Genomic DNA, 23480 nt, shown 5'->3' with positions numbered 1-23480 from the left:
GTGTCGGCGGGGCTCTCCCGAATGCTCGCCGGGCCAAGCTGGGCCGATGGACGACGACAGCCGACAGGCCCGGTGGGAACGGCGCACCGAGATCCCGCTCAGTCTGGCCTCGGGGTTGTTTCTCGCCGCGTACGCGGTCCTGGTCCTCGGGCACACGCTGCCCGTCGTCTGGCGGCAGGCCTGTCTGGCGGTGATGCTGGCCGCCTGGGCGCTGTTCGGCGTCGACTACGCGGTGCGCTGGCGCCTGAGCGGACAGCGCCTCGGCTTCGTCCGATCGCACCCGGTGGACACCCTGGCGCTCCTGCTGCCGCTGCTGCGTCCGCTGCGCGTCGTCAAGGTCTACGAGGCCGTCCAGCGTCACCACGGAGAGCCCCGTCTCTCCCTGCACGCGCGCGTGGTCTTCTACGCGGGGTTGTCGGCCGCGCTGCTCGGCTTCGCGGGCTCCCTCGCCGTCTACCAGCAGGAGCGCGGGGCGCCGGGCGCCTCGATCCGGACGTTCGGGGACTCCGTGTGGTGGACCTGCACCACGCTCACGACGGTGGGGTACGGAGATGTGGTGCCGGTGACCCCGATCGGGCGCACGATCGCGTCGGTACTGATGGTGTGCGGGCTGGCGCTGCTCGGCGCGGTGACCGGCTCGTTCTCGTCCTGGCTGCTCCAGGTGTTCGCGAGCGAGGACGAGAACGACAAGCTCAGGGTCAGGGAGAGGCCCCCGGGGAGCTGAGCTCTCCGGGGGCCTCCGGGCACGTACGCGTCAAAGAAACACCGTACGGGTCGGACCCGCGCGTCAGACCTGCGCGCGCTCCTCGACGACCTTCATGATCTTGGCGATCGCCTCGTCGACCGGGATGCCGTTCTCCTGCGAGCCGTCGCGGTAGCGGAAGGAGACGGCGCCGGCCGCCATGTCCTCGTCGCCCGCGATGACCATGAAGGGCACCTTCTGCTTCTGGGCGTTGCGGATCTTCTTCTGCATACGGTCGGAAGAGGCGTCGACCTCGACCCGCAGGCCCTTCTTCTTCGCCTCGGTGGCGAACTTCTGCAGGTACTCCACGTGCGCGTCGCCGATCGGGATCCCGATCGCCTGCACGGGCGCCAGCCAGGCCGGGAACGCGCCCGCGTAGTGCTCGAGGAGCACCGCGAAGAAGCGCTCGATGGAACCGAACAGCGCGCGGTGGATCATGACCGGACGCTGCTTGGAGCCGTCGGGGCCGGTGTACTCCAGGTCGAAGCGCTCGGGCAGGTTGAAGTCGAGCTGCACGGTCGACATCTGCCAGGTGCGGCCGATGGCGTCCTTGGTCTGGACGGAGATCTTCGGACCGTAGAACGCGGCGCCGCCCGGGTCCGGGACGAGCGGGAGGCCCTGCTTCTCGGCCACCTGCCGCAGCGTCTCCGTGGCCTCTTCCCAGACCTCGTCGGAGCCGACGAACTTCTCCGGGTCCTTGGTGGAGAGCTCCAGGTAGAAGTCGGTCAGGCCGTAGTCGCGCAGCAGGTTCAGGACGAAGGTGAGCGTCTTGTCGAGCTCCTCCGCCATCTGCTCCTTGGTGCAGTAGATGTGCGCGTCGTCCTGTGTGAAGCCACGGGCGCGGGTCAGGCCGTGCACGACGCCCGACTTCTCATACCGGTACACGGTCCCGAACTCGAAGAGGCGCAGCGGCAGTTCACGGTAAGAGCGGCCGCGCGCGTCGAAGATCAGGTTGTGCATCGGGCAGTTCATGGGCTTGAGGTAGTAGTCCACGCCCTCGTCGAGCTGCATGGGCGGGTACATGCCGTCGGCGTACCAGTCCAGGTGGCCCGAGGTCTCGAAGAGCTTCCCCTTCGTCGCGTGCGGGGTGTAGACGAACTCGTAGCCCTCCTCCTCGTGGCGGCGCCGCGAGTAGTCCTCCATGACCCGGCGGATGACGCCGCCCTTGGGGTGGAAGACGGCCAGGCCGGAGCCGATCTGGTCGGGGACGGAGAACAGGTCCAGCTCGCTGCCCAGCTTGCGGTGGTCGCGCTTCTCGGCCTCGACGAGGAAGTCGAGGTGCGCCTTCAGCTCCTCCTTGGAGGGCCAGGCGGTGCCGTAGATGCGCTGGAGCATCGGGTTCTTCTCGCTGCCGCGCCAGTACGCCGCGGCGTTGCGCATGAGCTTGAACGCCGGGATGTTGCGGGTGGTGGGCAGGTGGGGACCGCGGCAGAGGTCCTTCCAGCACAGCTCGCCGGTCTTGGCGTCGAGGTTGTCGTAGATCGTCAGCTCGCCGCCGCCGACCTCGACGTCCGCGCCGTCGTCCGAGGACGCGGAGCCCTTGATGCCGATGAGCTCCAGCTTGTACGGCTCCGCGGCGAGCTCCTCGCGGGCGTCCTCGTCGGTGACCACACGGCGCGAGAAGCGCTGGCCGCGCTTCTGGATCTCCTGCATCTTCTTCTCGATGGCCTTGAGATCCTCGGGCGTGAACGGCTTCGCGACGTCGAAGTCGTAGTAGAACCCGTCCTTGACCGGCGGACCGATGCCCAGCTTGGCCTCGGGGAAGAGCTCCTGCACCGCCTGCGCCATGACGTGCGCGGTGGAGTGGCGCAGGATGTTGAGGCCGTCCTGGGAGGAGATCTCGACGGGCTCGACCTCCTCGCCGTCCTTCACCTCGTACGCGAGGTCCTTCAGCTCGCCGGCCACGCGGGCCGCGACGATGGTGCGCTCGCCGGAGAAGAGGTCGGCGGCCGTAGTGCCCGTCGTCACCACGCGCTCTTCCCGCTCGGAATCGCGTTGGATGATCACACGGACGTCTGACACCGGTCTCTCCTGACTGAAGGGGGCAAGCTCACCCAGTGGGCATGGCAGTGCGATGCCTGCCCGGCGATCCTACCGAGCCCGGGCCACCCTCCGCGAAACGGTTACCAGCAAAGCTCCACAAAGCCCTCTAGTCCCCGCTGCACGCCTCCTCAAGGAAAGCCGTGATCTCTGCGGTCTCCTGGAGCGACTTCATCAGCCGGTCCCGCTCGGCCTCGTCCACCTGCACCGGTACGACCCCGGAGGCGTCCGTGAGCCTGCGGAAGCCGCCGCGGCTCTCCAGCCGCCCCAGCACCCGCACCGGCAGCCCGACCAGATGGGCGTGGCCCGCTATCCGGTACGCCTCCTCGTCGAGGGTCAACCGGACGTGCTGCACCTCCGCTCCCGCGATCACCCGCAGCCGTACGGTGCCCTCGCCGCGCGGCTGGGACCTGCGCATCCGCACCACGGCGCCGGTGAGGCGGACCGCCACGGACGGCTCCGCGCGCAGATAACGGGCCCCGGCCTCGCGCAGGACGGGCAGGTCGCCGGGCGAGAACTCGACGGCCTCGTCGGGCGCCGCACAGCCCTCGGGGACCCCGGCGGCGGGCGCCCACTCGACGGCGATCCGGGCGCCCTCCGTGCCGCGCACGAGGGCGACGACGGCCTCGGTGAGTTCATGGCTGACGCCCGCCTCGACGGCCGCGTCGAAGGCGTCCATGCCGCCGGTGGCCCGCTGGTAGTCGATGGCCTCGCGGACGGCGTAGAGCGCTTGGTGCAGGCGTACGGAGAGCGGCCGGCCGGTGTCGACGGGCACGAAGGCGGTGAGGCGTCGCCCGCCGGGGTCGGCGCCGACGAGCACGTGCTCCAGGGAAGCGGCGGCGGGCCTGCGGTGCCGGGCGCCGTAATAGCCCGCACGCGCGCGTGTGGCGAGCGCGGCCGCGAGCAGCATCGAGCGGGCGGCCGAGCGCAGCCGCTCCTCCACGCTCCAGGGCGTGGCGCCCACGGGCCCGGTCGGCACGTCGCGCCACCAACGGATCTCGTCGCTGGGCACGGCGAGCGCGACCAGGATGTCGCGCGCGGACGGCGCGGCGCTGCGGGAGAGTGCGACGAGCGCCTCGCCGAGGAGGTCGTCGCTGTCGGGGAAGGCCCGGTTCTCCGGTACGAGCAGGCTCGTACCGCCGCCACCGGGCCCGGGTGGGGTCCACCTGCCGTACCGTCCGGCCGCTCCTCCGCGGCGCTGCCAGCCGTGGCGGTACAGCAGCGCGCCGAGGACGGCGGGGTCGACCTGGCCGGGCTCGGGCGGCTCGGTCCAGTGGGATTCGACGGGGTGCGGCCTGACCGGCCGAAGGGGTTCGCCGATGGAGTCGATGGGGCGGTGTGTCAAGGTTTCCCTCCCGTCCCGACCCGCGTCATGATCTCGCAGAGCGCCCTGTCGTCGAAGACGCGCGCGGTCGGTATTCGCACGGTGGTCCGGCGCCGGCCGGTGATCGCGTGACCGGCGAGGTTGATCCAGTAGCAGCAGTGCCGCAGGTCGAGGCGGTCGTGGCTGGCGCGCAGCCAGTCCTCCTGGGACCTGGGCACGAGCATCACGACCAGGATCTTGTGCACCGAGACCGGGGTGCGGGCGAGCTTCGCCAGGTGCTCGTTGTCGAGCGTGAAGGAGAAGGCGGGCCCGGGCGGGTTCGGCGGGATCTGGTACGTGCACTTGAGCTGCACCTTGATGGTGACTTCGTCGTCGACGGTGTGCCCGGGGGCGCTGTGGCTGACGTGCCAGTCGATGCCGTTGTCCGGAAAGGGCTGCGACAGCGAACAGCCCGCCGCCGCCGCGACGGCGTGCAAGTAACCCACCTGCAAGGTCTCCATGCAGGCGGTGGTGGCGAGTGAGCCGCGATGGGGTGCCGTCCGCTGGGGCAGCAGCCCGCCCCGCTCGGGCTGCGCGAGTGCCATGAGTCCAACAGCCTTCCAAGCCAAGTGATTCCCCGCGACGGGCCGCTGAACTGCAAAGACCCGTACCTGTGTTGTCTCCTTCCGGCGTACGGCGCAAACAGCGCGGGTATCACCAAACGGGCAGAAGACGGGACGTCAGCTGCCGTAGGTGAACGAGGAGTTGTGTGCGTATGACGTGCTGGTACGAGGGCCCCTTGGCCGCGTTCGACACGGAGACCACGGGCGTGGACGTCGAGACCGACCGGATCGTGTCGGCAGCCGTCGTCGTCCAGGACGCCGCGGGTTCCCGGCCCCGGGTGACCCGTTGGCTGGTGAACCCGGGCGTACCGGTGCCCGCGGGTGCGACAGCGGTGCACGGGCTGACAGACGAACACCTTCAGCGCAACGGCCGCTGGCCGTCGCCGGTGATGGACGAGATAGCCAGGGTGCTGGGCGAACAGGCCGCGGCGGGCCGCCCGCTCGTCGTGATGAACGCGCCGTTCGATCTCACGCTCCTGGACCGGGAATTGCGCCGCCATCGCGCCTCCTGTCTCGACCGGTGGTTCGATCCGGCGCCGCTGCGCGTGCTCGATCCACGGGTCCTGGACAAACATCTGGACCGCTACCGCAAGGGCCGCCGCACCCTGACCGACCTGTGCGCGCACTACGACGTGGTGCTGGAGGGCGCGCACGACGCGGCGGCGGACGCACTGGCCGCGATGGAGGTGGTACGAGCGGTGGGGCGCCGTTTCGCCACCCGCCTGGAGCGGCTGTCCCCCGCCGAACTGCACACCCTGCAGGCGGTGTGGCACGCGGCACAGGCGCGCGGTCTGCAGGCGTGGTTCGCGCGCAGCGGTTCTCCGGAGGCGGTGGATCCGGCGTGGCCGCTGCGTCCGGAACTGCCGGCGGCGGCCTGAGCCCGTGCGGGACAACGAAAAACCGGTCCGTCTGTGACGGACCGGTTTTCTCCGGGTGGGCGATACTGGGTTCGAACCAGTGACCTCTTCGGTGTGAACGAAGCGCTCTCCCACTGAGCTAATCGCCCGGGAACGCACTGAACAATACAGGTCCCCGCGGGTGTGGTTCAAACCGCTTCGAGGTGAGCCGTTCAGTCACCCGTGAGGTGGGGGGTCAGTCACCCGTGAGGCGGGCCGCCAGTCCGCGCCGTCCCGCGCGCATCATCAGGGCGTGGTTGGCGCGGAACACCGGCCGTCCCGGGACCGCGAACCGCCGCAGCAGCGGCTTGCTCACGTCCACCTCCTGGTCGTACTGGGCGCGGGTGCCGGGCCCGGCGGTGGTGAGCGTCCAGCGCGCCCAGCCGTCGATGTCGCCCGCCATCGCGATCTCCAGGACCCCGGCCGCCGGGTCGCGGCGCAGCTCGCGCGCCGTGAACACCAGGTCGTACGGCAGGAACGAACGGATGCGCATGGTGCCGCTGCGGTCGTCGATCCGGATCACCTCACGGACCTGGGGCCACCAGCGCGGATAGTCCTCGGCCTGTTCGAGGACGGGATAGACCTCGGCGGGCGGCGCGGGCAGGGCCCACACACTGCGGAAGCGATAATGGCTCCAGTCCATGGACGGAGTGTGCCCAACCGGACAACTGAGTACGACATGAGTACGCGCACTCATGCCGAGGAAGGTGACCGGGACCACACTCCCGAGGTATGACCCACATTCCGCCCCCGGCCGAGGAGTTGCGGCTCCTCGACACCGAGCTGCGGCAACTCGACGCGCGCCGGGCCCTGTTGCTGGCCCGCCGCGCCTGGCTGATCACCGCGCTCCGGCCGCCCGTGGCTCCGCCGCCCCCGTCCCCGCCCGTACGCCGGCCCGAGACCACGGCGCCCCGCGTGCAGAACGTGCTGCTCGTCCTCGGCGGCATCCTCCTGATCGTCGCCGCGATCGCGTTCACGCTGGTCAGCTGGGGCCGGATGGGGATCGCCGGGCGGGCTCTGGTGCTGGGCGCGGTGACGCTGGCGGCGCTCGGCTCGCCCGTGCTCCTGTTCCGGCACAGGCTGCGCTCAACCGCGGAGGCCGTGGCGGGGCTGGGTCTCGCGCTGACGGTCCTGGACATGTACGCGTTGCACGAGGTCGCGTTCGCCGACACGAACGGCCTGGGGTACGCGGCCATCACGTCGGCCCTGCTGGCGGCTCTGTGGGCGGCGTACGGGCTCGCACTCGGCGGGGCGCGCCGACCGACCGGTGAACCGGCCACCCTCACGCGGCTCCCGCTGCGCCTGCCCCTGCCGACCGCGCTGGCCGCCGCACAGCTCCCGCTGATCCTCTGGGCGGCCGCGGCCGACGCGGGCGCCCCCGCCATGACGGCCGCGCTGCTGGTGACGGCGGCGCTCGACACGGCCGTCGCGCTCCGGGTTCCCGTGCGGTCCGTATGTCTCGTCGCCGCCGTGGGCGCGTACGGCTTGGGCGGCTGGGGCTCCTTCGCGGCCGGCTGGCTGTCCTGGACGGCCACCGGCCCGGGCGCCGCCGCCCGTGCGGCGGCGCTCCTTCTCTTCGCCGGGGCGATCGCGCTGGCGGCGGCGTGGCGGCTGCCGGACACGAACGTCGCCATCTGGGCCGCCTCGGCCGGCGGCCTGCTCACGGTCGCCGCGCTCGGTGGCGTCCCGCGCTCGTCGCTGCCGGCCCACTGGACGGTCCCGGGGTATCTGGTCTGCGCTGTGGCCCTGTTGGCGGCCGTAGGCACCCGGCTCCCCGAGCCGATGAGGCGCGGCCTCGCCCTTGCTTCCGGCTCCGTGCAGGCGGTGGCGGTGGTGTGGGCGCTGCCGCCGGTCGTCGTCGCTCTGCTGGGCCCGGTGACCTGGGTGGGGCGCGTGTGGACCGGCGCCCCCTCGACGGCGCGCGAGGCGGTCACGGCCGACGGCTTCCCCTGGCCTCCGTACGCCGCCACGGCACCGCTCGTTCTCGTGGTCGTCGCCACCGTGCTGGCCGTGGCCGTGCGCGGTACGGAGTGGCGCCCCAGGGCGACGGTCGGCGCGTCGGCCCTCGTCTGGGCGGCCGTGCTCATCCTTCCCGCGGCCCTCGAGATCCCCTACTGGGCCGGGATGTCGGCACAAGGATTCACGATCGTGGCGGCGCTGGCGTACGTCGCCCGCTCGGCGCGGTCGCGCCCGGTCCCCTTCCTCCTCGCCCTTGTCACCTCGGTGAGCCTCGCGTGCCTCTCCCTCGCCACCAAGGGCACCACCCTCGGCGTCCTCACCGCGCTGGCCGTGCTGTTCGCCGCCGTGTCCGGGCGCTCGCGGCTCGCCCCGGTCGCCGCCCTCACGTACGCCACCGCGCTGGCCTGTGCCGTGGGCGCGTTTCTCGGCTGGCAGTCGCAGTACATCGCGCTGCTGGTGCTCCTGGTACCGGTCGTCGCGGCCCTCCTCGCCGCGCGCCTCGCCGGCTCCCCCGCGCGGGTGCCCGTCGAGGTGACGGGCGCCGTCGCCGGACTGCTCGCCGTCGGCCTCGCGGTGACCGATCCGCCGCTGCTGGCCCTGGTCCTGGCCCTGTGCGGAGTCATCGCCGCGGGCACCGCCGTACGAGAAGACCGGCGGGCCGCCGGTTACGCGGCCACCGCCCTGTTCGTGCTGGCCGCCTGGGTCCGGCTGGCGTGCTGGGGTGTCGGCTCCGTGGAGGCATACACGCTGCCGGTGACCGTCCCGGCGCTGCTGGTGGGGGCGGTCGGGCGGCGCAAGGATCCGCTGACCTCGTCCTGGACGGCGTACGGAGCGGGGCTGTCCGTCACGCTCGTGCCGAGTCTTGTGACGGCGTGGACCGACCCGGACTGGCCGCGTCCCCTGCTGCTCGGTGTCGCGGCCCTCGCGGTCACCCTCGTGGGTGCCCGGCACCGGCTGCGGGCCCCGCTCGTTCTCGGGGGCGGCGTGCTCGCGCTGGACGCCCTGCACGAACTCGCCCCGTACCTCGTGCAGATGGCGGGCACGCTGCCGCGTTGGGTGCCTCCCGCACTCGCCGGTCTGGCGCTGCTCGCACTCGGTGCGACGTACGAGCAGCGGATCCGGGACGCGCGGCGGGTGCGGGAGGTGTTGGAGAGGATGCGCTAGGCCTTAGGGCATCTTGTCGCCGAGCAGTGCCAGGTTCTCGATGGCGGCGAGGCCGTACAGGGCGCTGTCGTTCGAACTGACCCAGTTGGCCTCGCTGCCGGGAACCAGCGTGACCGGGCCGCTCAGCGGCTCGGTCTTCCACGGCGAAGACTCCATGTAGCCGTCGGAGCTGTAGAACTTCGTCCACGCGCGCTTGGCGAGCGTCGCGTCGCCGGTCTGGACGGCGGCGTACGCGTCGAGGCGCGAGTGGCCCTGGAACAGCAGCAGGGAGCCGAAGTTGGAGCCGTAGCGTGCCGCCTGTTCGGTCTTGGTGGCGTTGAAGTAGCGGCAGTAGTCGAGGTAGACCTCCTTGAACTTCGGCACGTCGACCAGGTCGATCAGCTCGGCGCACAGTTCGTTGAGGCCGAAGACGGCGGAGAGGTGCGAGACCGACACGACCGGCGCGGAGGCGATGGCGAACCTGCCGGTGTCGAGGTCGTAGAGCCCACTGCCCTGGACGAAGCCGTTGGGCTGTGCGGCGATCGTCTCCATCGTCGACAGCACGCGCGCCTTGGCCTTCTCCCACTTCGGGCCCTTGCGCTCCCACTCCGTGAGCCAGGCCGAGACCAGACCGCTCCAGTCGGTGCCGAAGCCGATGGACAGGGCGTGCCGGTCGGGGGTGTACGGCTCGGTGCGGATCTTGCGGATCGGGTCGAGGACGAGGAACGTCTCGTCGGAGTCGACGTTGGCGTGCATGAGGTCGCCGACCCGCTCGTCGGCGGTGAGGTAGTAGTAGTAGCGGCGGTATGTGGTGTTGGCGATGCGCTGCTGTTTGGCGCTGTCGGCGTAGTGCTGCACGCCGTGCCGGGTGCCGAGGCCCGCCCACTGGCCGAGGTGGTAGACGTCGACCTCGCCGGTGTGCCGGGTGAGCGCCTCGGCGAAGCGGAAGATGTCCGAGCGGCCCGAGCGGAGATAGGCCATCCACAGCCAGATGTCGGGCGACAGCTCGGAGTTGTCCCACGCGTAGCCGCCGACGTCGTAGCGCCACTGGTGGCGCACGGTGTCGTAGGAGTGCATGAAGTCGCCGTAGTCCCAGAAGCCGTACCAACGGCGCATCTCCACCTGGTCCTTGTAATAGGTGAAGAGGAAGTCGAGGTGGTCCTCGATCTTCGCCTTGGCGGCGGTGGAGCGGTCCGGCTCGGAGAAGAGGCCGCCAAAGACCTTGGCCTTGATGAGCTGCTTGGGCGAGGCGGCGAGCTGCGGCAACACCCGTACGGCCGCGACCTGTTCGGCGAGCGTCCCGGGCGTGGGCGTCGACTCGTTGGCCCAGAAGAGGAGTTCGGAGGTGCGGGCGATGCCGTACGGGGTGCCGAACTCGGGTTCGTAGTCCTCGTAGGTGATGTTGAGGCCTTCGAGCTGTTCGGCGTAGGTGTCCTGGCCCATGCCGTCGTGGTAGAAGCGCAGGTCCATGGGCTGTGCCTCGGGCGACCAGAGCCAGAGGGTGACCTCGGCCTCGTCGGTCGCCGCGTCGCGGATGTCGAGCTGAGCCGGGTACTTCTCCCAGAAGTCCCTGAGGCCGAAGGAGAGGCCGCCGCTCGCCCCGCCGACGTAACCGAACCCGCTCGCCCGGCGGCCGCCGCCCGCGCCGATCCAGCCGTGGCCCTTCTTGGTGCGCTTGCGCAGGGTGAAGCCGTCCGCGGAGAGCTGCGAGAGGGTGTAGTCGCCCCACTCGGGGATGTACTGCAGCCGTGTCGTCACCCGCTGGTCCCAGGTGGACGGGTCGGGCAGCTTCTCCCCCGCGAACTGTGCCGCCTGCACGGCCGCGCCCGGGTCGCGGCGCAGACCGGTGATGCCCTGCACGGCCTCCCGCAGCAGACCGGAGCCGTCGCCGCCGATGCGGATGTGCCGGTCGTACGCCGCGTCGCGCATCGGCACGTTGAAGCGGACGCCGAGCCCGCGGATGAAGTCTCCGCTCGTCTTCCCCGGCTCCTGCTTCCCGTCGAAGGTGATGGTGTGCACCATCCGGAAGGAGTCGGCGCCGGCGTAGAAGTACAGGCGGACCGAGAACGGCAGCCAACTGCGGTCGCCCTTACGGTGCTTGCCGTCGATGCGGACGACGGCACGGACCGGCCCCTCCTGCTCGACCGTGACCTCACCGATGACGCTCTCGAACCGCTCGTACTTCTCCGCGCCCTGGTCCTCGTCCTCGATCTCGGGCTGGCGGATCAGCACCAGCCGGCCGTCCTTGGCGATCTCGGTAGAACCGCGCTTCACCGATTTGACGAGCGTGGAGCCGCTCTTGCCGATCTTCGCGGTGATGACCCCGGTCGAGATGTCGACGGTGCCGCCGTGCTTGTCGACGGTCACCTTCTTGTCGGGGGCGGTGGGCGTACCGGCGGCGAGCGTGAGCTTCCCGGAACCGGAACTGACGGCGTGCGCGGTCCACTTGAGGGAGCCGTCCGGCCAGTACCCGATCGGCCAGGACTGCACCGGCACGTCCTTGCCCTCGCCGTCCGTGAGCGCGAAGGTCTGGTCCCGCTGATAGGCGCCCTTCGGCCAGGGCACGCCGACGGTCGAGCCGGGGGCGGCGCCGAGACCGCCGTCCTCCAGCCAGTCCAGGGTCACAGGGTCGGTGTCGGCGGCCTCGGATCTGGCGGCGGCCTGCGCGTTCGTGCTTCCCAGGGCCCAGCTGAACTGTGCGGCGGCTCCGGCGACGGCGGCCGCCTTGAGAAGGGACCTGCGGGGGATGGGAGACATGGCCTTTCCTTTCCGTGCGGGGAAGTCAGGGGCATGACAGAGAGAGGTACGACGCCAGGGCGCCGACCTGCGAAGAGCTCAGCGGCGGTAGCGCCCTTCGACGGCCACGGCCGCCGCCGCGACGGCCCCCAGGACGGGGACCGCGAGCGGCGCGACGAAGAAGGCGGAGCAGGCCACCACGGCCAGTCCACCGACGAGCAGGAAGGACCCGGCCGGGTCGAGGACCGTACGGCGTCCGGCCTCCGCCAGCAGCACCCGCCAGGAGGCGTCCGGCTCCCAGACGGCCGCCGCGCGCAGCCCGGCGACAGCGAGGCCGAGCAGGGCGAACAGACCCACGGCCCCGACGAGCGGGCCGCCGGGGATCCCGGCGCGCACGGCCTGGACGTCCACCCAGACCGAGGCGGCCGCGGCCCAGCCGGCGACCCCGGCGATCCAGCCGCCCCGGACGGCGGCCCGGAAGTCGGCGAGGAACTCCCGAAGGCCGCCCGCCTCGTGGGACGTACGCCGCCGTAGATGCCGTGCACCGGCGGCGAACGCGGCGGGGTAGGTGACGAGCGGCAGCGAGGCCACCGCGATCCACACCCCGGTGAGCAGACACTCCGCGAACACGGCGAACCGCTCCGCGAAGACCGATTCGCGGGCTGCCCGGCGCGCCTTCGCCCGCCGCTTCGCCTCCGCCCGCGGCTGAGTGGTGGCCATTCTCAGCCCTTCAATCCGGAGGTCGCCATACCGTCGATCAGATACCGCTGGAAGGCGAGGAAGAACAGCAGCACGGGCAGCAGCGCGACCAGCGACATCGCGATCATGCCGCCGTAGTTGGCGACGCCCTCCTGGTCGCGGAACATCATCATGCCGAGCGAGACCGTGTACTTGCCGGGCTCGTTGAGGTAGATCAGCGGGCCCATGAAGTCGTTCCAGGCGTTGATGAAAGTGAAGATCGCGCTGGTGATGAGCGCGGGCCGGGACAGCGGCAGCACGATCGACCAGTAGATCCGCAGATGGCCGCAGCCGTCGAGCCGGGCCGCCTCGTCCAGCTCGCGCGGCAGGTTCCGCATGAACTGCACCATGAGGAAGACGAAGAACGCCTCGGTGGCCAGGTACTTGCCGATCAGCAGCGGAATGTAGGTGTTGATCAGCTCCATCTTCTGGAACATCACGTACTGCGGGATGAGCAGCACGTGATACGGCAGCAGAAGCGTGCCGATCATGAGGGAGAACAGCAGGTTCCGGCCGGCGAACCGGATCTTGGCGAAGGCGTAGGCCGTCAGCGAGCAGGAGATGACGATGCCGACGACGGAGCCGAGCGCGTAGAAGAGGGAGTTCTGGAAGAAGGTCGCGATCGAGATGTCCGCGATGCCGTCAGCCAGGCCCTTGAAGTTGCCGAGGACGGGACTGGTCGGGAACAGGTCCAGGCTGCCGATGATCTCCCGGCTGGGCTTGAACGAGGCGCCGATGACCCAGATGACGGGGTAGAGGACGACCGCGAGGATCAGCAGGGCGCCGATGTGCCAGACCAGCGAGCCGGTGCGCTTGCGGCTGCCGGCTTCGAGGGGCTTGCGCAGGGTGGTGCTCATCGGGCGTCCTCCTCGTAGTGCACCCACCGCTTCTGGGACCAGAAGAGGACGGCCGTCACCAGCGCCACGGCGAGCAGCAGCATCCAGGCCATGGCGGACGCGAAGCCCATCTGGGACTCCTTGAAGCCCTTCTGGTACAGGTAGCAGGTGTAGACGAGCGTGGCGTCCGCCGGTCCGCAGGAGGCGTTGGAGACCACGTACGCCGAGCCGAAGATCTGGAAGGAGTGGATGGTCTCCAGGAGCACGTTGAAGAAGAGCACCGGCGAGATCATCGGCAGGGTGATGTTCCAGAACCGACGCAGCGGTCCGGCGCCGTCCACCTCGGCGGCCTCGTACAGCTCCCTCGGCACCTGCTTGAGCCCGGCGAGGAAGATCACCATGGGTGCGCCGAACTGCCAGACGGTGAGTGCGACCAGGCTGTAGAGCACCCAGTTCGGGTCGCCGACCCAGCCTCCCGTGTGGACGCCGAGGAACGACTGCGTACGGTCCACGATGGCGTCGTCGGAGAAGAGCGCGCGCCACACGAACCCGACGGAGACGCTCGCGCCGATGAGCGAGGGGGCGTAGAACGCGGCCCGGTAGAAGGCCTGTCCGCGGCGGCTCTGCGCGAGCAGCAGAGCCACCCCGAGCGCCAGCAGCAGCTTGAGCGGGGTGCCGATGATGACGTACTTGGCCGTCACCTCGACCGACTTCTGCCACCGGGGGTCGTGGAACATCGTGGTGAAGTTGTCGAAGCCGATCCACTTCGGCGAATTGAAGAGGTTGTAGTCGGTGAAGGCGAAGTAGAGGGAGGCGGCCATCGGGCCCGCGGTCAGCAGCAGGAAGCCCGCGATCCACGGGGACATGAAGAGATAGCCGGCGAGGTTTTCCCGGCGGCCCCGCCGCCTCTTGGCGGCGGGGGCCTCGGGACGTATCTCCGGGGCGTCGGGCGGAGAGTCCTTGACGAGCGTCACGGCGGTTCCCATCAGGAGGCGAGGGCGGTCTTCGCCTCGGAGAAGAACTGCTTGACCGCGTCGGCGACCTTGGTCGTGCCCTGCGACATGTCACCGGCGATGCGCAGGAAGGCGGCCTCACAGGTGTCGGCGCCCGCCGGGTGCGGGGTGATGGTGCCGAGCACTCCGGCCGCGGCGACGTCCGTCTCGTACTTCGCGATGGCCTGGTTGGGCGCGTCGGTCGGCTTGTATGCGTCGAACTGCTCGGTGGTCGCGAGGATGCCGCGGTCGTAGCCCATGATCTTGCCGACCTCGGGGTCGTGGACCATGAAGTCGATGAACTGCGCGACCTCCTTGGGGTGCTTGGTGTGGGCGGAGGCGCTCAGCATCAGGGAGGCGAGGTACTGGCCGGTCTGCTTGCCGTCGGTGGTGGGGATCGGCGCGAGACCGTAGGTGCTGGTGCCCTCGGCCGAGTAGCGGACCGTGAAGTTGTCCCAGGTGAACTCGGAGGCGCCGTGGGCGGCCGAGAGCGAGGACTTGGGCTTGTCCTGCTCGACCCGCTTGGGGTCGGTGATGATGCCGGCCTTGACGCGGTTGTAGGCGTCCGTCCACCACTCCGTCAGGTCGGCCTCGTCGAAACCGAGTCCGTCCTTGGTGAAGAACGCCTTGCCGTTCTGCCTGAGGTAGAGGTCGTACAGGTACATGATGCCGAAGTAGCCGGTGTCGCCGGGCAGCTTCTGGGTATCGTGGATCTTCTTCAGAGCGGCGAAGTACTCGTCCCAGGTCCAGCCCTGCTTCGGATTGATGCCCGCCTTCTCAAACACCTTCTCGTCGATGACAAGTGACATGGTGTTGGATCCGACCGGAATACCGAGCTGCTTTCCGTCGACCTGGCCCACCTTCTCGACTCCGGCACGGAAGTTGTCGAGGCTCAGATTTCCCGCGTCTATCTGAGTCCTGAGGTCGAGCAGCACACCTCTCTTGTCGTACTTCCGCAGGAATCCGACCGCGTTCTGGAATACGTCCGGGGGATTTCCACCGGCGGCCTGGGTCTGGAACTTCTCCCAAAAGGCCACATAATCCTGGAAGTCGGTCTTCACCTTGATCTTCGGGTACTTCTTCTCGAAGAGCGCGATGGACTGGTTGATCCGCTTCGCCCGCTCGTCGGCACCCCACCAGGCGTACCGGATCGTGACCGTCCCGTCCCCGGAACTGCCGCTGTCCCCGCCGCAGCCCGTCGTCGCGGCCAGCCCCAGCGCGGCCAGTGAAGCTCCGGCCGCCTTGAGGACCGTACGCCTCTCAACACTCCCGTTGTTTCCCACAGTCGGGCCTCCTCGCGACGTCGGTGTCGCTGCGTGAATCGTTTCAAGTAAGCGCTTGCTGGCACAAGGTACGGAGGGCTTCCAGGCGCGTCAATGATTCGGACAGGAATTGATGTGACACGGTTCGGCCGCGCGGCGACGGGTGTTGGGGGTGCCGCGCCGACGGGAGTGCCCGAGTGTGCAGGTCCGGGGCGTACGGTCGGGATGTCGAACGAAAAACGACGGGTCGGGCGATCGTCGGGACGGGCCGAAAACAACTGCCGCACGGACGGGGATGCGGGCACGGGACGGACGCGAACGAGGGCTGCGCACACCGAGAGTGAGGGGGTGTGGGGTGGGCCTTCGCGAGGGAGTGTTGGCCGAACTGGCGCACACATGGATGGTGTTGGGTGTGATCGGGGCGAGGGGGGACGCGGGGCGGCGGGCCGGGACGGGCGTCCGCAAGGGGGTTCGGCGGGCTCGGCGGGGTCTGCAGGTGGGTGAGAGGGGCGGGTTCCGGGGTCGCCGGGTCCGGGCCGGTTTGAGGCGCGTCCCGGCTGGTCGAGCGGTCCCCGGTGAGTCCGGGGCGGCCGAGCCGGCCCGGGCGAGTCTCGGCCGGCTTGGGAGGGTCTCGGCCGGCTTGGGAGGGTCTCGGGCGGCTTGGGAAGGTCTCGGGCGGCTTGGGAAGGTCTCGGGCGGCCTGGGAAGGTCTCGGGCGGCCTGGGTGAGTCGCGCCGGTGCGGGTGACGGGTGCGTGTCCGAAGAACGGTGGCTTGCTCGCGATGGGCGGGCGTTAGCCCTGGTCGGCGGGGCGGTGCGGGGGCGCCGGGAGGGGGCACCGTCGCCTGCGTGGCGGGTGCTGGAGAGGGCGAGGGCGTCGGCGCCGATTCCGATGGCTGCCGCGATCCGGACTGCGGCTCGGATTCCGACGCCCGCGCGGGTACCGGAACTCGGTACGTGTACCGATACCGGGTTCCGGCACCTAGTTACCCGAACCTGGGTTCCGGTAACTGGGTTCCGGTAACTGGTATCGCCACGGAGTGCGGTCCGTCGGCGCCGTGGGGCGCACCTCGGGCCTCGGGCTCTTGGATTTCGCACGTGGAACCGGAGGCTCACGTGCCGCTGGTCGCGGCCTCATACCCCCGCGGGGTTGTGCGGAAATGACGAAGGCGGCCCTGTCCACGCATCGCGTGGAACTGGGCCGCCTCTCGTACTGGTGGGCGATACTGGGATCGAACCAGTGACCTCTTCGGTGTGAACGAAGCGCTCTCCCGCTGAGCTAATCGCCCGGGCGCAGGGAGAACATTACCCGATGTCAGAGGGTGGCTCCGACCAGCCGAGCGGCCCCCGGGAGGGACCTTCGGAGCAGCACCGGAAGGGGTCCCACCAGGAGTCCCGTGGCGGGTCGCGTCACCCCTTGGTCACTCCTGGATGTTCCACGGCATCTGGACACCGAACTTCCAGAGGTAGACGCCTCCAAGGGCCCCGACGATGACGAGACCGACGCTCGTGAGGATGATGTTGCGGCGCCGCACCTTCGGGTCGAGCGCCCGCTGTGTCGCCTCCGTGACCTTGCGTTTCGTCCAGCGGAGCACCAGCTGCGCCCAGACGAACTCGGTCGCCCAGATCGCCATGCCGCCGAAGATCACCAGCCAGCCGGGGCCCGGCAGCGGAAGCATGATCACGCCCGCGACGACCACCGCGAGCCCCACGACGAAAACACCCACCTGCCAGCTCAGATGCAGCGCACGGCGGGCCTTGATGAATTCCGGCGCCCGCGATCCGAGCGGCCCCTCGGTCTTCGTCTCACCATCGGCCGTGGCGACCTCGCCCGGCTCGTCACTCCCCGTATTCATACGACCAAACCCTACCGGAGAGAAACCAGTCACCGGAATGGCTCTATCCGGCGAACCCACTCTCGGCCGGAAGAGTTACGTAAAGACACGCAAAACGCTCAGAGGGGTTTACAACGGCACCGTAGGTGGCATGTCGATTTCGCCGACGTGCGAATCCCCGAGCGCACACTGAGCGAAAGGCCCTGGCGCTTATGAACACCACGGTCAGCTGCGAGCTGCACCTGCGCCTCGTTGTGTCGAGCGAGTCCTCACTGCCTGTACCCGCAGGACTGCGGTATGACACGGCCGATCCCTACGCCGTGCACGCCACCTTCCACACCGGAGCCGAGGAAACCGTCGAGTGGGTGTTCGCCCGCGACCTCCTCGCCGAGGGCCTGCATCGGCCCACCGGTACCGGCGACGTCCGAGTCTGGCCGTCCCGGAGCCATGGCCAGGGCGTCGTATGCATCGCCCTGAGCTCCCCGGAGGGCGAGGCCCTGCTGGAGGCCCCGGCGCGGGCCCTGGAGTCGTTCCTGAAGCGAACGGACGCCGCCGTGCCCCCCGGCACGGAACACCGGCATTTCGATCTCGACACGGAGCTCTCACACATCCTGGCCGAGAGCTGACGAGCCCCCCATAGAGCCGCCCGGCGCCGTCCACTCGGGGAGACGGCTCGGGCCTAGACATCCGCATTGGGCACAACCACAAAGGGCACGAACACCGACGCCGTCGCCGCGGACTCCCGCGGGGGCGGCGCCTGTGCGCGTGGTCGACAGCAGACCTCGCGACGGCCACGGCGCCGGGGCGCGCCGCCGGGGCCGGGGCGGCACGGAATCAAGCCCCTGGTCGGGGTCGGGGGCCGACAGACCGGACGGGGCCGCACCGCACGCCTCTCGCACCCCGCGTACCAGCGGTGAGCCAAGCTCAGAGCCGGCCGGGCCGTGACGGGGCCCGAGACGGTTTCGGAGGTGTTCGGGGTGCGGGCCCGGGCCCGCGAACTGGCGCGGAGGCATGGCGGGCCGCGTACACCTCCACCGCCCCGCTCCCCCGCGCCGGGAAGCCACTACCATCGGCCAGCATCGGCGGGCGCCGGCCCGACCCCCAGGCCAGGGAGCGAAACGTGCTGATCACCCACGACACCCGGTGTTCCCTGGACGCCGTGGTGGATCTGGTGAACACCGCGCCGGACGACAACACGACCGACGGGCTCGCGGATGTCGCGTCCCTCGCCGATTTCGTACGAAAGCACGAATTCAGTGATGTCGGCGTGCTGTCGGAGCACGATCTCGCGGCCGTACGCGGGGTCCGCGGCCGGTTCGCCGGAGTCTTCTCCGCCGACGACCCCCGCATCGCCGCGGCTCTCATCAACGAGCTGGTCGCCGCCGCCGGCACCACGCCCCGGCTCACCGACCACGACGGTTACGACTGGCACGTGCACTACTTCGCGCCAGGCGCCTCGGTCGCCGACCACCTCGCGGCCGACTGCGGGATGGCGCTGGCCTTCTTCGTGGTCGCCGGAGAGCAGGACCGGCTGCGGCGCTGCGAGGCCCCGGACTGCCGGCGCGCCTTCGTGGATCTCTCCCGCAACCGCTCGCGCCGCTACTGCGACAGCCGGACCTGCGGAAACCGACTCCACGTGGCGGCGTACCGGGCGCGCCGCAAGGAGGCGGCGGGCTGACGGACGCAGGACGCGCGGCGGGCTGACGGAGCCCTCGGCGGGTGGCGCCAAGGGCTCCGCGTACGGCTCAGAGCAGCAGCAGATCGTGCAGCGAAGCCATGAGCAGCAGACAGCCGATCACCGCAAGGAAGATCATCAGCGGTGGCTGGGAAAGCGCGTAGAGACAACCCCGCGGCTCCTCGGGAGGCGCAGCGGTGTCGCTCTGTGTTGTGTCCAGCATCTCGCGGCGATGATGACGCAGCCACCACCCGCTCCGCGATCAACACGCCCCGAATGACCGGGAGTTCGCCAATATCCGCGATGACCAGGCGCGAACGTGATCGTTTCCGCGCTCTCCCATGATCCTCTGTGTCGTTTCAGTCCGTCATATGCCGTGCTTCTTCAAGATGGCCTCGATGTCGCTGAAGTCGTCGCCGGAGCCGGTGGCCCGAGGCGTCGTCGCGGGTCGGGCGGCCGGGCGGGAGCCCTGGCTCAGCGAGGGCGCCGAGGCCGCGGGGGCCACGGCCTCGCGCTGGGCGGCCCGTGCGGCGGCCTTGCGTTCCTTCCGGGTCCCGCCGCCGCGCCGCTCCACGGCCCGCGTGGTCATGGACAGCAGCCAGGCCACGCCCAGCACGCCGAAGCCCGCCCACGCGGTGGGGCTGAAGGCGGTGTCGACCAGCCAGCCGACGACCCCGGTCATCACCAGGCCGACGGGCACCAGCGAGTAGGCGGCGATGCGGGCGGCGGAGAGGAAGCGCTTGCGGTAGGCCGTGACCGCGGCGATGCCGAGGCCGGCCGCGGAGACGGCGGAACAGACGGTCTCGGCAATCATCCGGTCCTCCAGGGCAGGGCGCGGTACAGCGGGTCGGTTCGTCCCTTCCATCCTGCACCGCCCGACGTCCGATATGCCATGCTCCGGGTGGACCTCAGGGACATCTCCGGGTCGGGGTCCTCCCCAGGTCCCGGTTGGGGCGCCGTCGGCGGGGCTGGGAGACTGGGTGCCATGAACGACTCCTCCGCAGCCCGCGCCACCGCCGTCCTGGACGTCTGGTGCGAACTCCAGTGCCCCGACTGCCGCAGTGCCCTCGCCGACCTGAGCGCACTGCGCGCCCGCTACGGCGACCGTCTGGAGCTGCGGCTGCGGCACTTCCCGCTGGAGAAGCACAAGCACGCCTTCGCCGCCGCGCAGGCCGCCGAGGAGGCCGCGGAGCAGGGCCGGTCCTGGCCGTACGTCGAGGCGGTCCTCGACCGTATCGAGGAGCTCGACCGCAAGGGCGAGCCCTTCCTGATCGAGGTGGCCCGCGAACTCGGCCTGGACGCGGAGGAGTTCGACACCGCACTGATCGACGGGCGGCACATCCTGATCGTCGACGCCGACCAGGCCGAGGGCAAGGCCATCGGCGTGACCGGCACCCCGACGTATGTCATCGGCGGCGAGCGGCTCGACGGCGGCAAGAGCCAGGAGGGACTGCGCGAGCGCATCGAGGAGATCGCCGACCGCCTGCTCGCCGAGGGCAAGTGAACCTCGGAGCAGGGTTCAGAGCAGGTCCTTGTACAGGTGGTAGGTGAGCGTCTCGTAACCGAGTGACTCATAGAGCCGCTCGGCGGGGGTGTTACCCGCGAAGACGTTCAGCATGATGGCGGGTCGGCCGGACGCGACCCCTTGCCCCTCCGCCAGGAGCATCAGCGTGCGGCCATGGCCCTTGCCCCTGTGCCGCGCGTCGGCCTCGACCTTGTAGACGAAGGCCCTGTCCTGACGCGAGCCCGTCCAAAGCGTGCCGACCGCGGTCCCTTCGTGCTCCAGGACGCTGAAGACCATGCCCTCGGTGGCCAGGCCGTCCGGCAGCAGGGTGGCATAGTCCCTCAGGGCCCTGGCACGGGCCTCGGCCTCGGGCACCCCGCGCTCGATCCAGCTCTGCGCGTAGGCCTGTCTGTCCTGCTCCTGCCAGGGGCCGAACTCCTCCGCGGTCATGGGCCGCCCCCGGCTCCCCGCAGGCAGCTCGGGCCGGGTGTCGCCGAGCGGCTTCTCCATATGGCGGTTGCGTACGACGTAGCCGAGAGCCGTCGCCACCTTGAGCGCCGCCTCCGCCTCCGCGGGCACCGATGCCTCAATCCGCGTGCAGCTCCACCCGCGCACCACCTCCTCGGCGGCGAGCGCGGCCACCGTGCCCCGGCCGCGCCGGCGGTCCGGCTCATCGATGCGCAGGTCCAGGATGCGAGCCACCGAATCACCGAAGTCGGGGCTCGTGCCGAGATGTATCACCCCGACGGGACGGCTGTTCACACACACCTGGTAACGGCGTGAACGCGTCCCGTCGGCCTCGCGCTGAAGCGGCTCGGTCGGCCGCAGGGTCGTGGTCATCAAGGGTGTTCTACCCGCGCCGGAGCTCCAGGTCAGCTCAATATCCGTGGCTCTTACGGATCGAGGTCGTCGCCGGAGCGCTCGTCGAAGATCCGCATGGCCTTGGCGGTCACCGGGCCCGGCGCGCCCGGGAGTTGGCGCCCGTCGACCTGGTGCACACCCTGCACGTCCCGCAGCGTGGACGTCAGGAAGACCTCGTCCGCGCGCTCCAGGACATCCAGCGGCAGATCGGTCTCCCTGGCGCCGGTCCACTCGACGGCGAGCGCGCGGGTGATGCCGGCGAGACAGCCGGAGGCGACGGGCGGGGTGTGGATCTCGCCGTCGAGGACGACGAAGACGTTCGACCCCGTCCCCTCGCACAGCTGCCCGACCGTGTTGGCGAACAGCGCCTCACTCGCGCCCTGTTCGCGCGCGCGGGCCAGGGCGACGACGTTCTCGGCGTACGAGGTGGTCTTGAGGCCGGTGAGAGCGCCGCGTTCGTTACGGGTCCAGGGCACGGTGATCACAGCGGTGGAGTCGGGACGGCGGGTGGACTCGCCGAGGGCGACGAACAGGGTCGGTCCGTGTTCGCCGCGGTCGGAGCCGAGCGGACCGTAGCCACCGGTGTACGTGATCCGCAGCCGGCCGAGCGGCATCGGGTTGGCGTCCAGGACGGCGGCGCAGGCGCGGCGCACCTCGTCCCGGTCGGGTTCGGGCAGCCCCAGGCCGCCCGCCGAGCGGACCAGCCGGTCGAGATGACGGGTCAGCGCGAAGGGCCGCCCGTCCACCGCCTTCACGGTCTCGAAGATGCCGTCACCCACGGTCAGTCCGTGATCGAAGACGGAGACGCGGGCGGACTCCCTGTCCTGCAGACCCCCGTCGAGCCAGATCTTCACTTCAGAGTCCTTCCGCTTTCGTACGCCTCTTCGAACTGTCCCGACGCTACCGCGAGCAGCCTGGCGGCCTTCAGCTCGGTCTCCCGCCATTCGCCTTCGGGGTCGGAGCCCCAGGTGATGCCGGCGCCGGTGCCGAAGCGCAGGACGCCTTCGGCGCGGTCGGTCCAGAAGGTGCGGATGCCGACGGCGAGCTGTGCGGTGGTGCGGTCGGCGTCGACCCAGCCGATGCCTCCGCAGTAGGGGCCGCGAGGTGCGGTCTCCAGGGCGTCGATGATCTTCAGGGCGCTGGACTTGGGGGCGCCGGTGACGGAGCCGGGCGGGAACGCGGCGGCCAGCAGTGCGGGCCAGCCGGTGTCCGCGGGCAGTTCGCCACGAACGGTGGAGACGAGGTGGACGAGCCCGGGGTGCTTTTCGACGACGCACATGTCCGGGACGGTGACGGTGCCGGTGGCGCAGACACGGCCGAGGTCGTTGCGGACCAGGTCCACGATCATGACGTTCTCGGCGTGATCCTTGTCGAGGAGGTCGGCCTCGGTGCGTCCGGTGCCCTTGATGGGGCCCGACTCGATGACCGAGCCGGTGCGGCGCAGGAAGAGTTCGGGCGAGGCGGTGGCGATCTCGACGCCGTGGCAGGGCAGGCGGATCGTTCCCGCGTAGGGGGCGGGGTTGCCGCGGGCCAGCAGCGCGGTGAGGGCGTCGATGTCGGCGTCGGGAGCGAGGGGGGCGGACAGGACACGGCAGAGGTTGGCCTGGTAGACCTCGCCGGCGGCTATGTGGGCGCGGATACGCCGTACACCGGCCGTGTACGCGGCGCGGTCGAGGGAGGACGTCCAGTCACCGGGCGTGGGGCCCTGCCACTGCCCGGGGACGGTGGCGGGCACGGGTTCGGTGCGTACGTCGGCGAAGCGGGCGCAGACCAGGCCGCCCTCGAAGTCGGCCGCCACGGCCCAGAAACCGGCCGAGTCCAGGGCCGCGGGGTCGCTGGTGACGTCGAGGAGACCGGTCGCGACGAGGCCACCGAAACGGGCGAGAGGAGGGAGGTCGAGCACGCAGTCGAGTCTAGGTCGGGTGACCTGCGGGTGCCCTGACCGTGTCCTTTGCCGGAGGAATCGCAGCATGCTGCGCAAACGCGTTTTTGTGCTGGCCCGGGAATCCGCTAGAGTTCAACACGTCGCCGGGACGCGCAAGCCGAACGGAAACGACACGCGGACGTAGCTCAGTTGGTAGAGCGCAACCTTGCCAAGGTTGAGGTCGCCAGTTCGAACCTGGTCGTCCGCTCGCAGGAAGTGGGGGATCGTCCCGAACCCCCACACTCCTGGTGGAGTGGCCGAGAGGCGAGGCAACGGCCTGCAAAGCCGTCTACACGGGTTCAAATCCCGTCTCCACCTCCAAGGACGATTAGCTCAGCGGGAGAGCGCTTCCCTGACACGGAAGAGGTCACTGGTTCAATCCCAGTATCGTCCACTGGTCCGCAAGGACCC

The 23480-nt window shown here is 70.2% G+C and carries 21 protein-coding genes and 5 tRNA genes; 9 read left to right on the top strand and 17 right to left on the bottom strand.

Annotated features, from left to right (window positions below; all coding sequences use genetic code 11):
- The first annotated feature begins 46 nt into the window (after nt 1-46).
- Complete coding sequence (locus OG819_RS27435; RefSeq protein WP_266651420.1) at nt 47-724, top strand: potassium channel family protein; 678 nt, start codon at nt 47-49, stop codon at nt 722-724.
- A gap of 63 nt (nt 725-787) precedes the next feature.
- Here OG819_RS27435 and thrS read toward each other — a convergent pair whose 3' ends face one another.
- From thrS to OG819_RS27420, 3 genes are all read right to left on the bottom strand, one after another.
- Nucleotides 788-2764, bottom strand: a complete 1977-nt coding sequence (gene thrS / locus OG819_RS27430) for a threonine--tRNA ligase (protein WP_266416257.1) — start codon at nt 2762-2764, stop codon at nt 788-790.
- A 127-nt stretch (nt 2765-2891) separates the two neighbouring features.
- On the bottom strand, nt 2892-4127 hold the full coding sequence (locus tag OG819_RS27425) for a hypothetical protein (protein WP_266651419.1): 1236 nt from the start codon (nt 4125-4127) through the stop codon (nt 2892-2894).
- Nucleotides 4124-4690: a DUF4365 domain-containing protein gene (locus OG819_RS27420; protein WP_266623170.1), complete on the bottom strand. Its 567-nt coding sequence runs from the start codon at nt 4688-4690 to the stop codon at nt 4124-4126. Before OG819_RS27420 ends, OG819_RS27425 begins: the two co-directional genes overlap by 4 nt.
- A 170-nt stretch (nt 4691-4860) precedes the next feature.
- Between OG819_RS27420 and OG819_RS27415 the strand changes: the two genes are divergently transcribed.
- Nucleotides 4861-5586 (top strand): 3'-5' exonuclease, encoded by a 726-nt coding sequence (locus OG819_RS27415; protein ID WP_266623171.1) that lies wholly within the window; start codon nt 4861-4863, stop codon nt 5584-5586.
- A gap of 56 nt (nt 5587-5642) precedes the next feature.
- Here the strand turns inward: OG819_RS27415 and OG819_RS27410 are convergent.
- Together OG819_RS27410 and OG819_RS27405 are read right to left on the bottom strand one after the other, a co-directional pair.
- Nucleotides 5643-5714, bottom strand: a tRNA-Val gene (locus OG819_RS27410).
- Between the two features lie 86 nt (nt 5715-5800).
- Nucleotides 5801-6247 (bottom strand): SRPBCC family protein, encoded by a 447-nt coding sequence (locus OG819_RS27405; RefSeq protein ID WP_266623173.1) that lies wholly within the window; start codon nt 6245-6247, stop codon nt 5801-5803.
- A gap of 89 nt (nt 6248-6336) precedes the next feature.
- On the opposite strand from OG819_RS27405, the gene OG819_RS27400 reads away from it, so the two are divergent.
- On the top strand, nt 6337-8727 hold the full coding sequence (locus OG819_RS27400) for an SCO7613 C-terminal domain-containing membrane protein (protein WP_266651418.1): 2391 nt from the start codon (nt 6337-6339) through the stop codon (nt 8725-8727).
- Between the two features lie 3 nt (nt 8728-8730).
- Here the strand turns inward: OG819_RS27400 and OG819_RS27395 are convergent, their stop codons facing one another.
- From OG819_RS27395 to OG819_RS27365, 7 genes are all read right to left on the bottom strand, one after another.
- Nucleotides 8731-11463, bottom strand: coding sequence for a Tat pathway signal sequence domain protein (locus tag OG819_RS27395; protein WP_266651417.1), 2733 nt, complete (start codon nt 11461-11463; stop codon nt 8731-8733).
- Nucleotides 11464-11541: 78 nt separating this feature from the next.
- Nucleotides 11542-12162: a hypothetical protein gene (locus OG819_RS27390; RefSeq protein ID WP_266651416.1), complete on the bottom strand. Its 621-nt coding sequence runs from the start codon at nt 12160-12162 to the stop codon at nt 11542-11544.
- A gap of 2 nt (nt 12163-12164) precedes the next feature.
- Nucleotides 12165-13037 carry a carbohydrate ABC transporter permease gene (locus OG819_RS27385; RefSeq protein ID WP_266623179.1) on the bottom strand — a complete coding sequence of 291 codons (873 nt, stop codon included), beginning with the start codon at nt 13035-13037 and terminating at the stop codon, nt 12165-12167.
- Nucleotides 13034-13990: a carbohydrate ABC transporter permease gene (locus OG819_RS27380; RefSeq protein WP_266651415.1), complete on the bottom strand. Its 957-nt coding sequence runs from the start codon at nt 13988-13990 to the stop codon at nt 13034-13036. The genes OG819_RS27385 and OG819_RS27380 overlap by 4 nt, the downstream gene beginning before the upstream one ends.
- 11 nt (nt 13991-14001) lie before the next feature.
- Nucleotides 14002-15291 carry an extracellular solute-binding protein gene (locus OG819_RS27375; protein WP_266651414.1) on the bottom strand — a complete coding sequence of 430 codons (1290 nt, stop codon included), beginning with the start codon at nt 15289-15291 and terminating at the stop codon, nt 14002-14004.
- A 1193-nt stretch (nt 15292-16484) separates the two neighbouring features.
- Nucleotides 16485-16559: transfer RNA gene (locus tag OG819_RS27370), tRNA-Val, on the bottom strand.
- Between the two features lie 132 nt (nt 16560-16691).
- A complete protein-coding gene (locus OG819_RS27365) occupies nt 16692-17126 on the bottom strand; it encodes a TIGR02611 family protein (RefSeq protein ID WP_266623184.1) in 435 nt (144 codons plus the stop codon).
- Nucleotides 17127-17317: 191 nt separating this feature from the next.
- On the opposite strand from OG819_RS27365, the gene OG819_RS27360 reads away from it, so the two are divergent.
- Together OG819_RS27360 and OG819_RS27355 are read left to right on the top strand one after the other, a co-directional pair.
- A complete protein-coding gene (locus OG819_RS27360) occupies nt 17318-17731 on the top strand; it encodes an SsgA family sporulation/cell division regulator (protein ID WP_003959770.1) in 414 nt (137 codons plus the stop codon).
- Between the two features lie 494 nt (nt 17732-18225).
- Entirely contained in the window at nt 18226-18783 is a 558-nt protein-coding gene (locus OG819_RS27355) for a CGNR zinc finger domain-containing protein (RefSeq protein ID WP_266623185.1), read from the top strand.
- A 67-nt stretch (nt 18784-18850) separates the two neighbouring features.
- Here OG819_RS27355 and OG819_RS27350 read toward each other — a convergent pair whose 3' ends face one another.
- Nucleotides 18851-19003, bottom strand: a complete 153-nt coding sequence (locus OG819_RS27350; RefSeq protein ID WP_168490065.1) for a hypothetical protein — start codon at nt 19001-19003, stop codon at nt 18851-18853.
- A 144-nt stretch (nt 19004-19147) separates the two neighbouring features.
- Complete coding sequence (locus OG819_RS27345) at nt 19148-19594, bottom strand: hypothetical protein (RefSeq protein WP_266623187.1); 447 nt, start codon at nt 19592-19594, stop codon at nt 19148-19150.
- Between the two features lie 171 nt (nt 19595-19765).
- Between OG819_RS27345 and OG819_RS27340 the strand changes: the two genes are divergently transcribed.
- A complete protein-coding gene (locus OG819_RS27340) occupies nt 19766-20284 on the top strand; it encodes a DsbA family protein (protein WP_266651413.1) in 519 nt (172 codons plus the stop codon).
- Between the two features lie 15 nt (nt 20285-20299).
- On the opposite strand, the gene OG819_RS27335 is transcribed toward OG819_RS27340, so the two are convergent.
- From OG819_RS27335 to OG819_RS27325, 3 genes are read right to left on the bottom strand one after another with little or no spacing between them, the layout of a single operon-like run.
- A complete protein-coding gene (locus tag OG819_RS27335) occupies nt 20300-21124 on the bottom strand; it encodes a GNAT family N-acetyltransferase (protein ID WP_266651412.1) in 825 nt (274 codons plus the stop codon).
- A gap of 53 nt (nt 21125-21177) precedes the next feature.
- Nucleotides 21178-21999: an aminodeoxychorismate lyase gene (locus OG819_RS27330; RefSeq protein ID WP_266651411.1), complete on the bottom strand. Its 822-nt coding sequence runs from the start codon at nt 21997-21999 to the stop codon at nt 21178-21180.
- On the bottom strand, nt 21996-23048 hold the full coding sequence (locus OG819_RS27325) for a chorismate-binding protein (protein WP_266651410.1): 1053 nt from the start codon (nt 23046-23048) through the stop codon (nt 21996-21998). Before OG819_RS27325 ends, OG819_RS27330 begins: the two co-directional genes overlap by 4 nt.
- Nucleotides 23049-23204: 156 nt before the next feature.
- On the opposite strand from OG819_RS27325, the gene OG819_RS27320 reads away from it, so the two are divergent.
- The 3 genes from OG819_RS27320 (at nt 23205) to OG819_RS27310 (ending at nt 23463) form a co-directional block, all read left to right on the top strand.
- Nucleotides 23205-23277, top strand: a tRNA-Gly gene (locus OG819_RS27320).
- 39 nt (nt 23278-23316) lie between these two features.
- A tRNA-Cys gene (locus tag OG819_RS27315) sits at nt 23317-23390 on the top strand.
- 1 nt (nt 23391) lies between these two features.
- Nucleotides 23392-23463: transfer RNA gene (locus OG819_RS27310), tRNA-Val, on the top strand.
- The last annotated feature ends 17 nt before the right edge of the window (nt 23464-23480 follow it).

The organism is Streptomyces sp. NBC_01549 (assembly GCF_026339955.1).
Lineage (GTDB): Bacteria > Actinomycetota > Actinomycetes > Streptomycetales > Streptomycetaceae > Streptomyces.
Note: the sequence above shows the minus strand (reverse complement) of the source record. Positions and strands in the feature narration are given on the sequence as shown.

Excerpts from the sequence above, each read along its gene's own strand:
- OG819_RS27435 (WP_266651420.1), top strand. The coding sequence starts at position 47 with ATGGACGACGACAGCCGACAGGCCCGGTGGGAACGGCGCACCGAGATC.
- OG819_RS27420 (WP_266623170.1), bottom strand. The coding sequence starts at position 4,690 with ATGGCACTCGCGCAGCCCGAGCGGGGCGGGCTGCTGCCCCAGCGGACG.
- OG819_RS27415 (WP_266623171.1), top strand. The coding sequence starts at position 4,861 with ATGACGTGCTGGTACGAGGGCCCCTTGGCCGCGTTCGACACGGAGACC.
- OG819_RS27405 (WP_266623173.1), bottom strand. The coding sequence starts at position 6,247 with ATGGACTGGAGCCATTATCGCTTCCGCAGTGTGTGGGCCCTGCCCGCG.
- OG819_RS27400 (WP_266651418.1), top strand. The coding sequence starts at position 6,337 with ATGACCCACATTCCGCCCCCGGCCGAGGAGTTGCGGCTCCTCGACACC.
- OG819_RS27395 (WP_266651417.1), bottom strand. The coding sequence starts at position 11,463 with ATGTCTCCCATCCCCCGCAGGTCCCTTCTCAAGGCGGCCGCCGTCGCC.
- OG819_RS27390 (WP_266651416.1), bottom strand. The coding sequence starts at position 12,162 with ATGGCCACCACTCAGCCGCGGGCGGAGGCGAAGCGGCGGGCGAAGGCG.
- OG819_RS27385 (WP_266623179.1), bottom strand. The coding sequence starts at position 13,037 with ATGAGCACCACCCTGCGCAAGCCCCTCGAAGCCGGCAGCCGCAAGCGC.
- OG819_RS27365 (WP_266623184.1), bottom strand. The coding sequence starts at position 17,126 with ATGAATACGGGGAGTGACGAGCCGGGCGAGGTCGCCACGGCCGATGGT.
- OG819_RS27360 (WP_003959770.1), top strand. The coding sequence starts at position 17,318 with ATGAACACCACGGTCAGCTGCGAGCTGCACCTGCGCCTCGTTGTGTCG.
- OG819_RS27350 (WP_168490065.1), bottom strand. The coding sequence starts at position 19,003 with ATGCTGGACACAACACAGAGCGACACCGCTGCGCCTCCCGAGGAGCCG.
- OG819_RS27345 (WP_266623187.1), bottom strand. The coding sequence starts at position 19,594 with ATGATTGCCGAGACCGTCTGTTCCGCCGTCTCCGCGGCCGGCCTCGGC.
- OG819_RS27340 (WP_266651413.1), top strand. The coding sequence starts at position 19,766 with ATGAACGACTCCTCCGCAGCCCGCGCCACCGCCGTCCTGGACGTCTGG.
- OG819_RS27335 (WP_266651412.1), bottom strand. The coding sequence starts at position 21,124 with ATGACCACGACCCTGCGGCCGACCGAGCCGCTTCAGCGCGAGGCCGAC.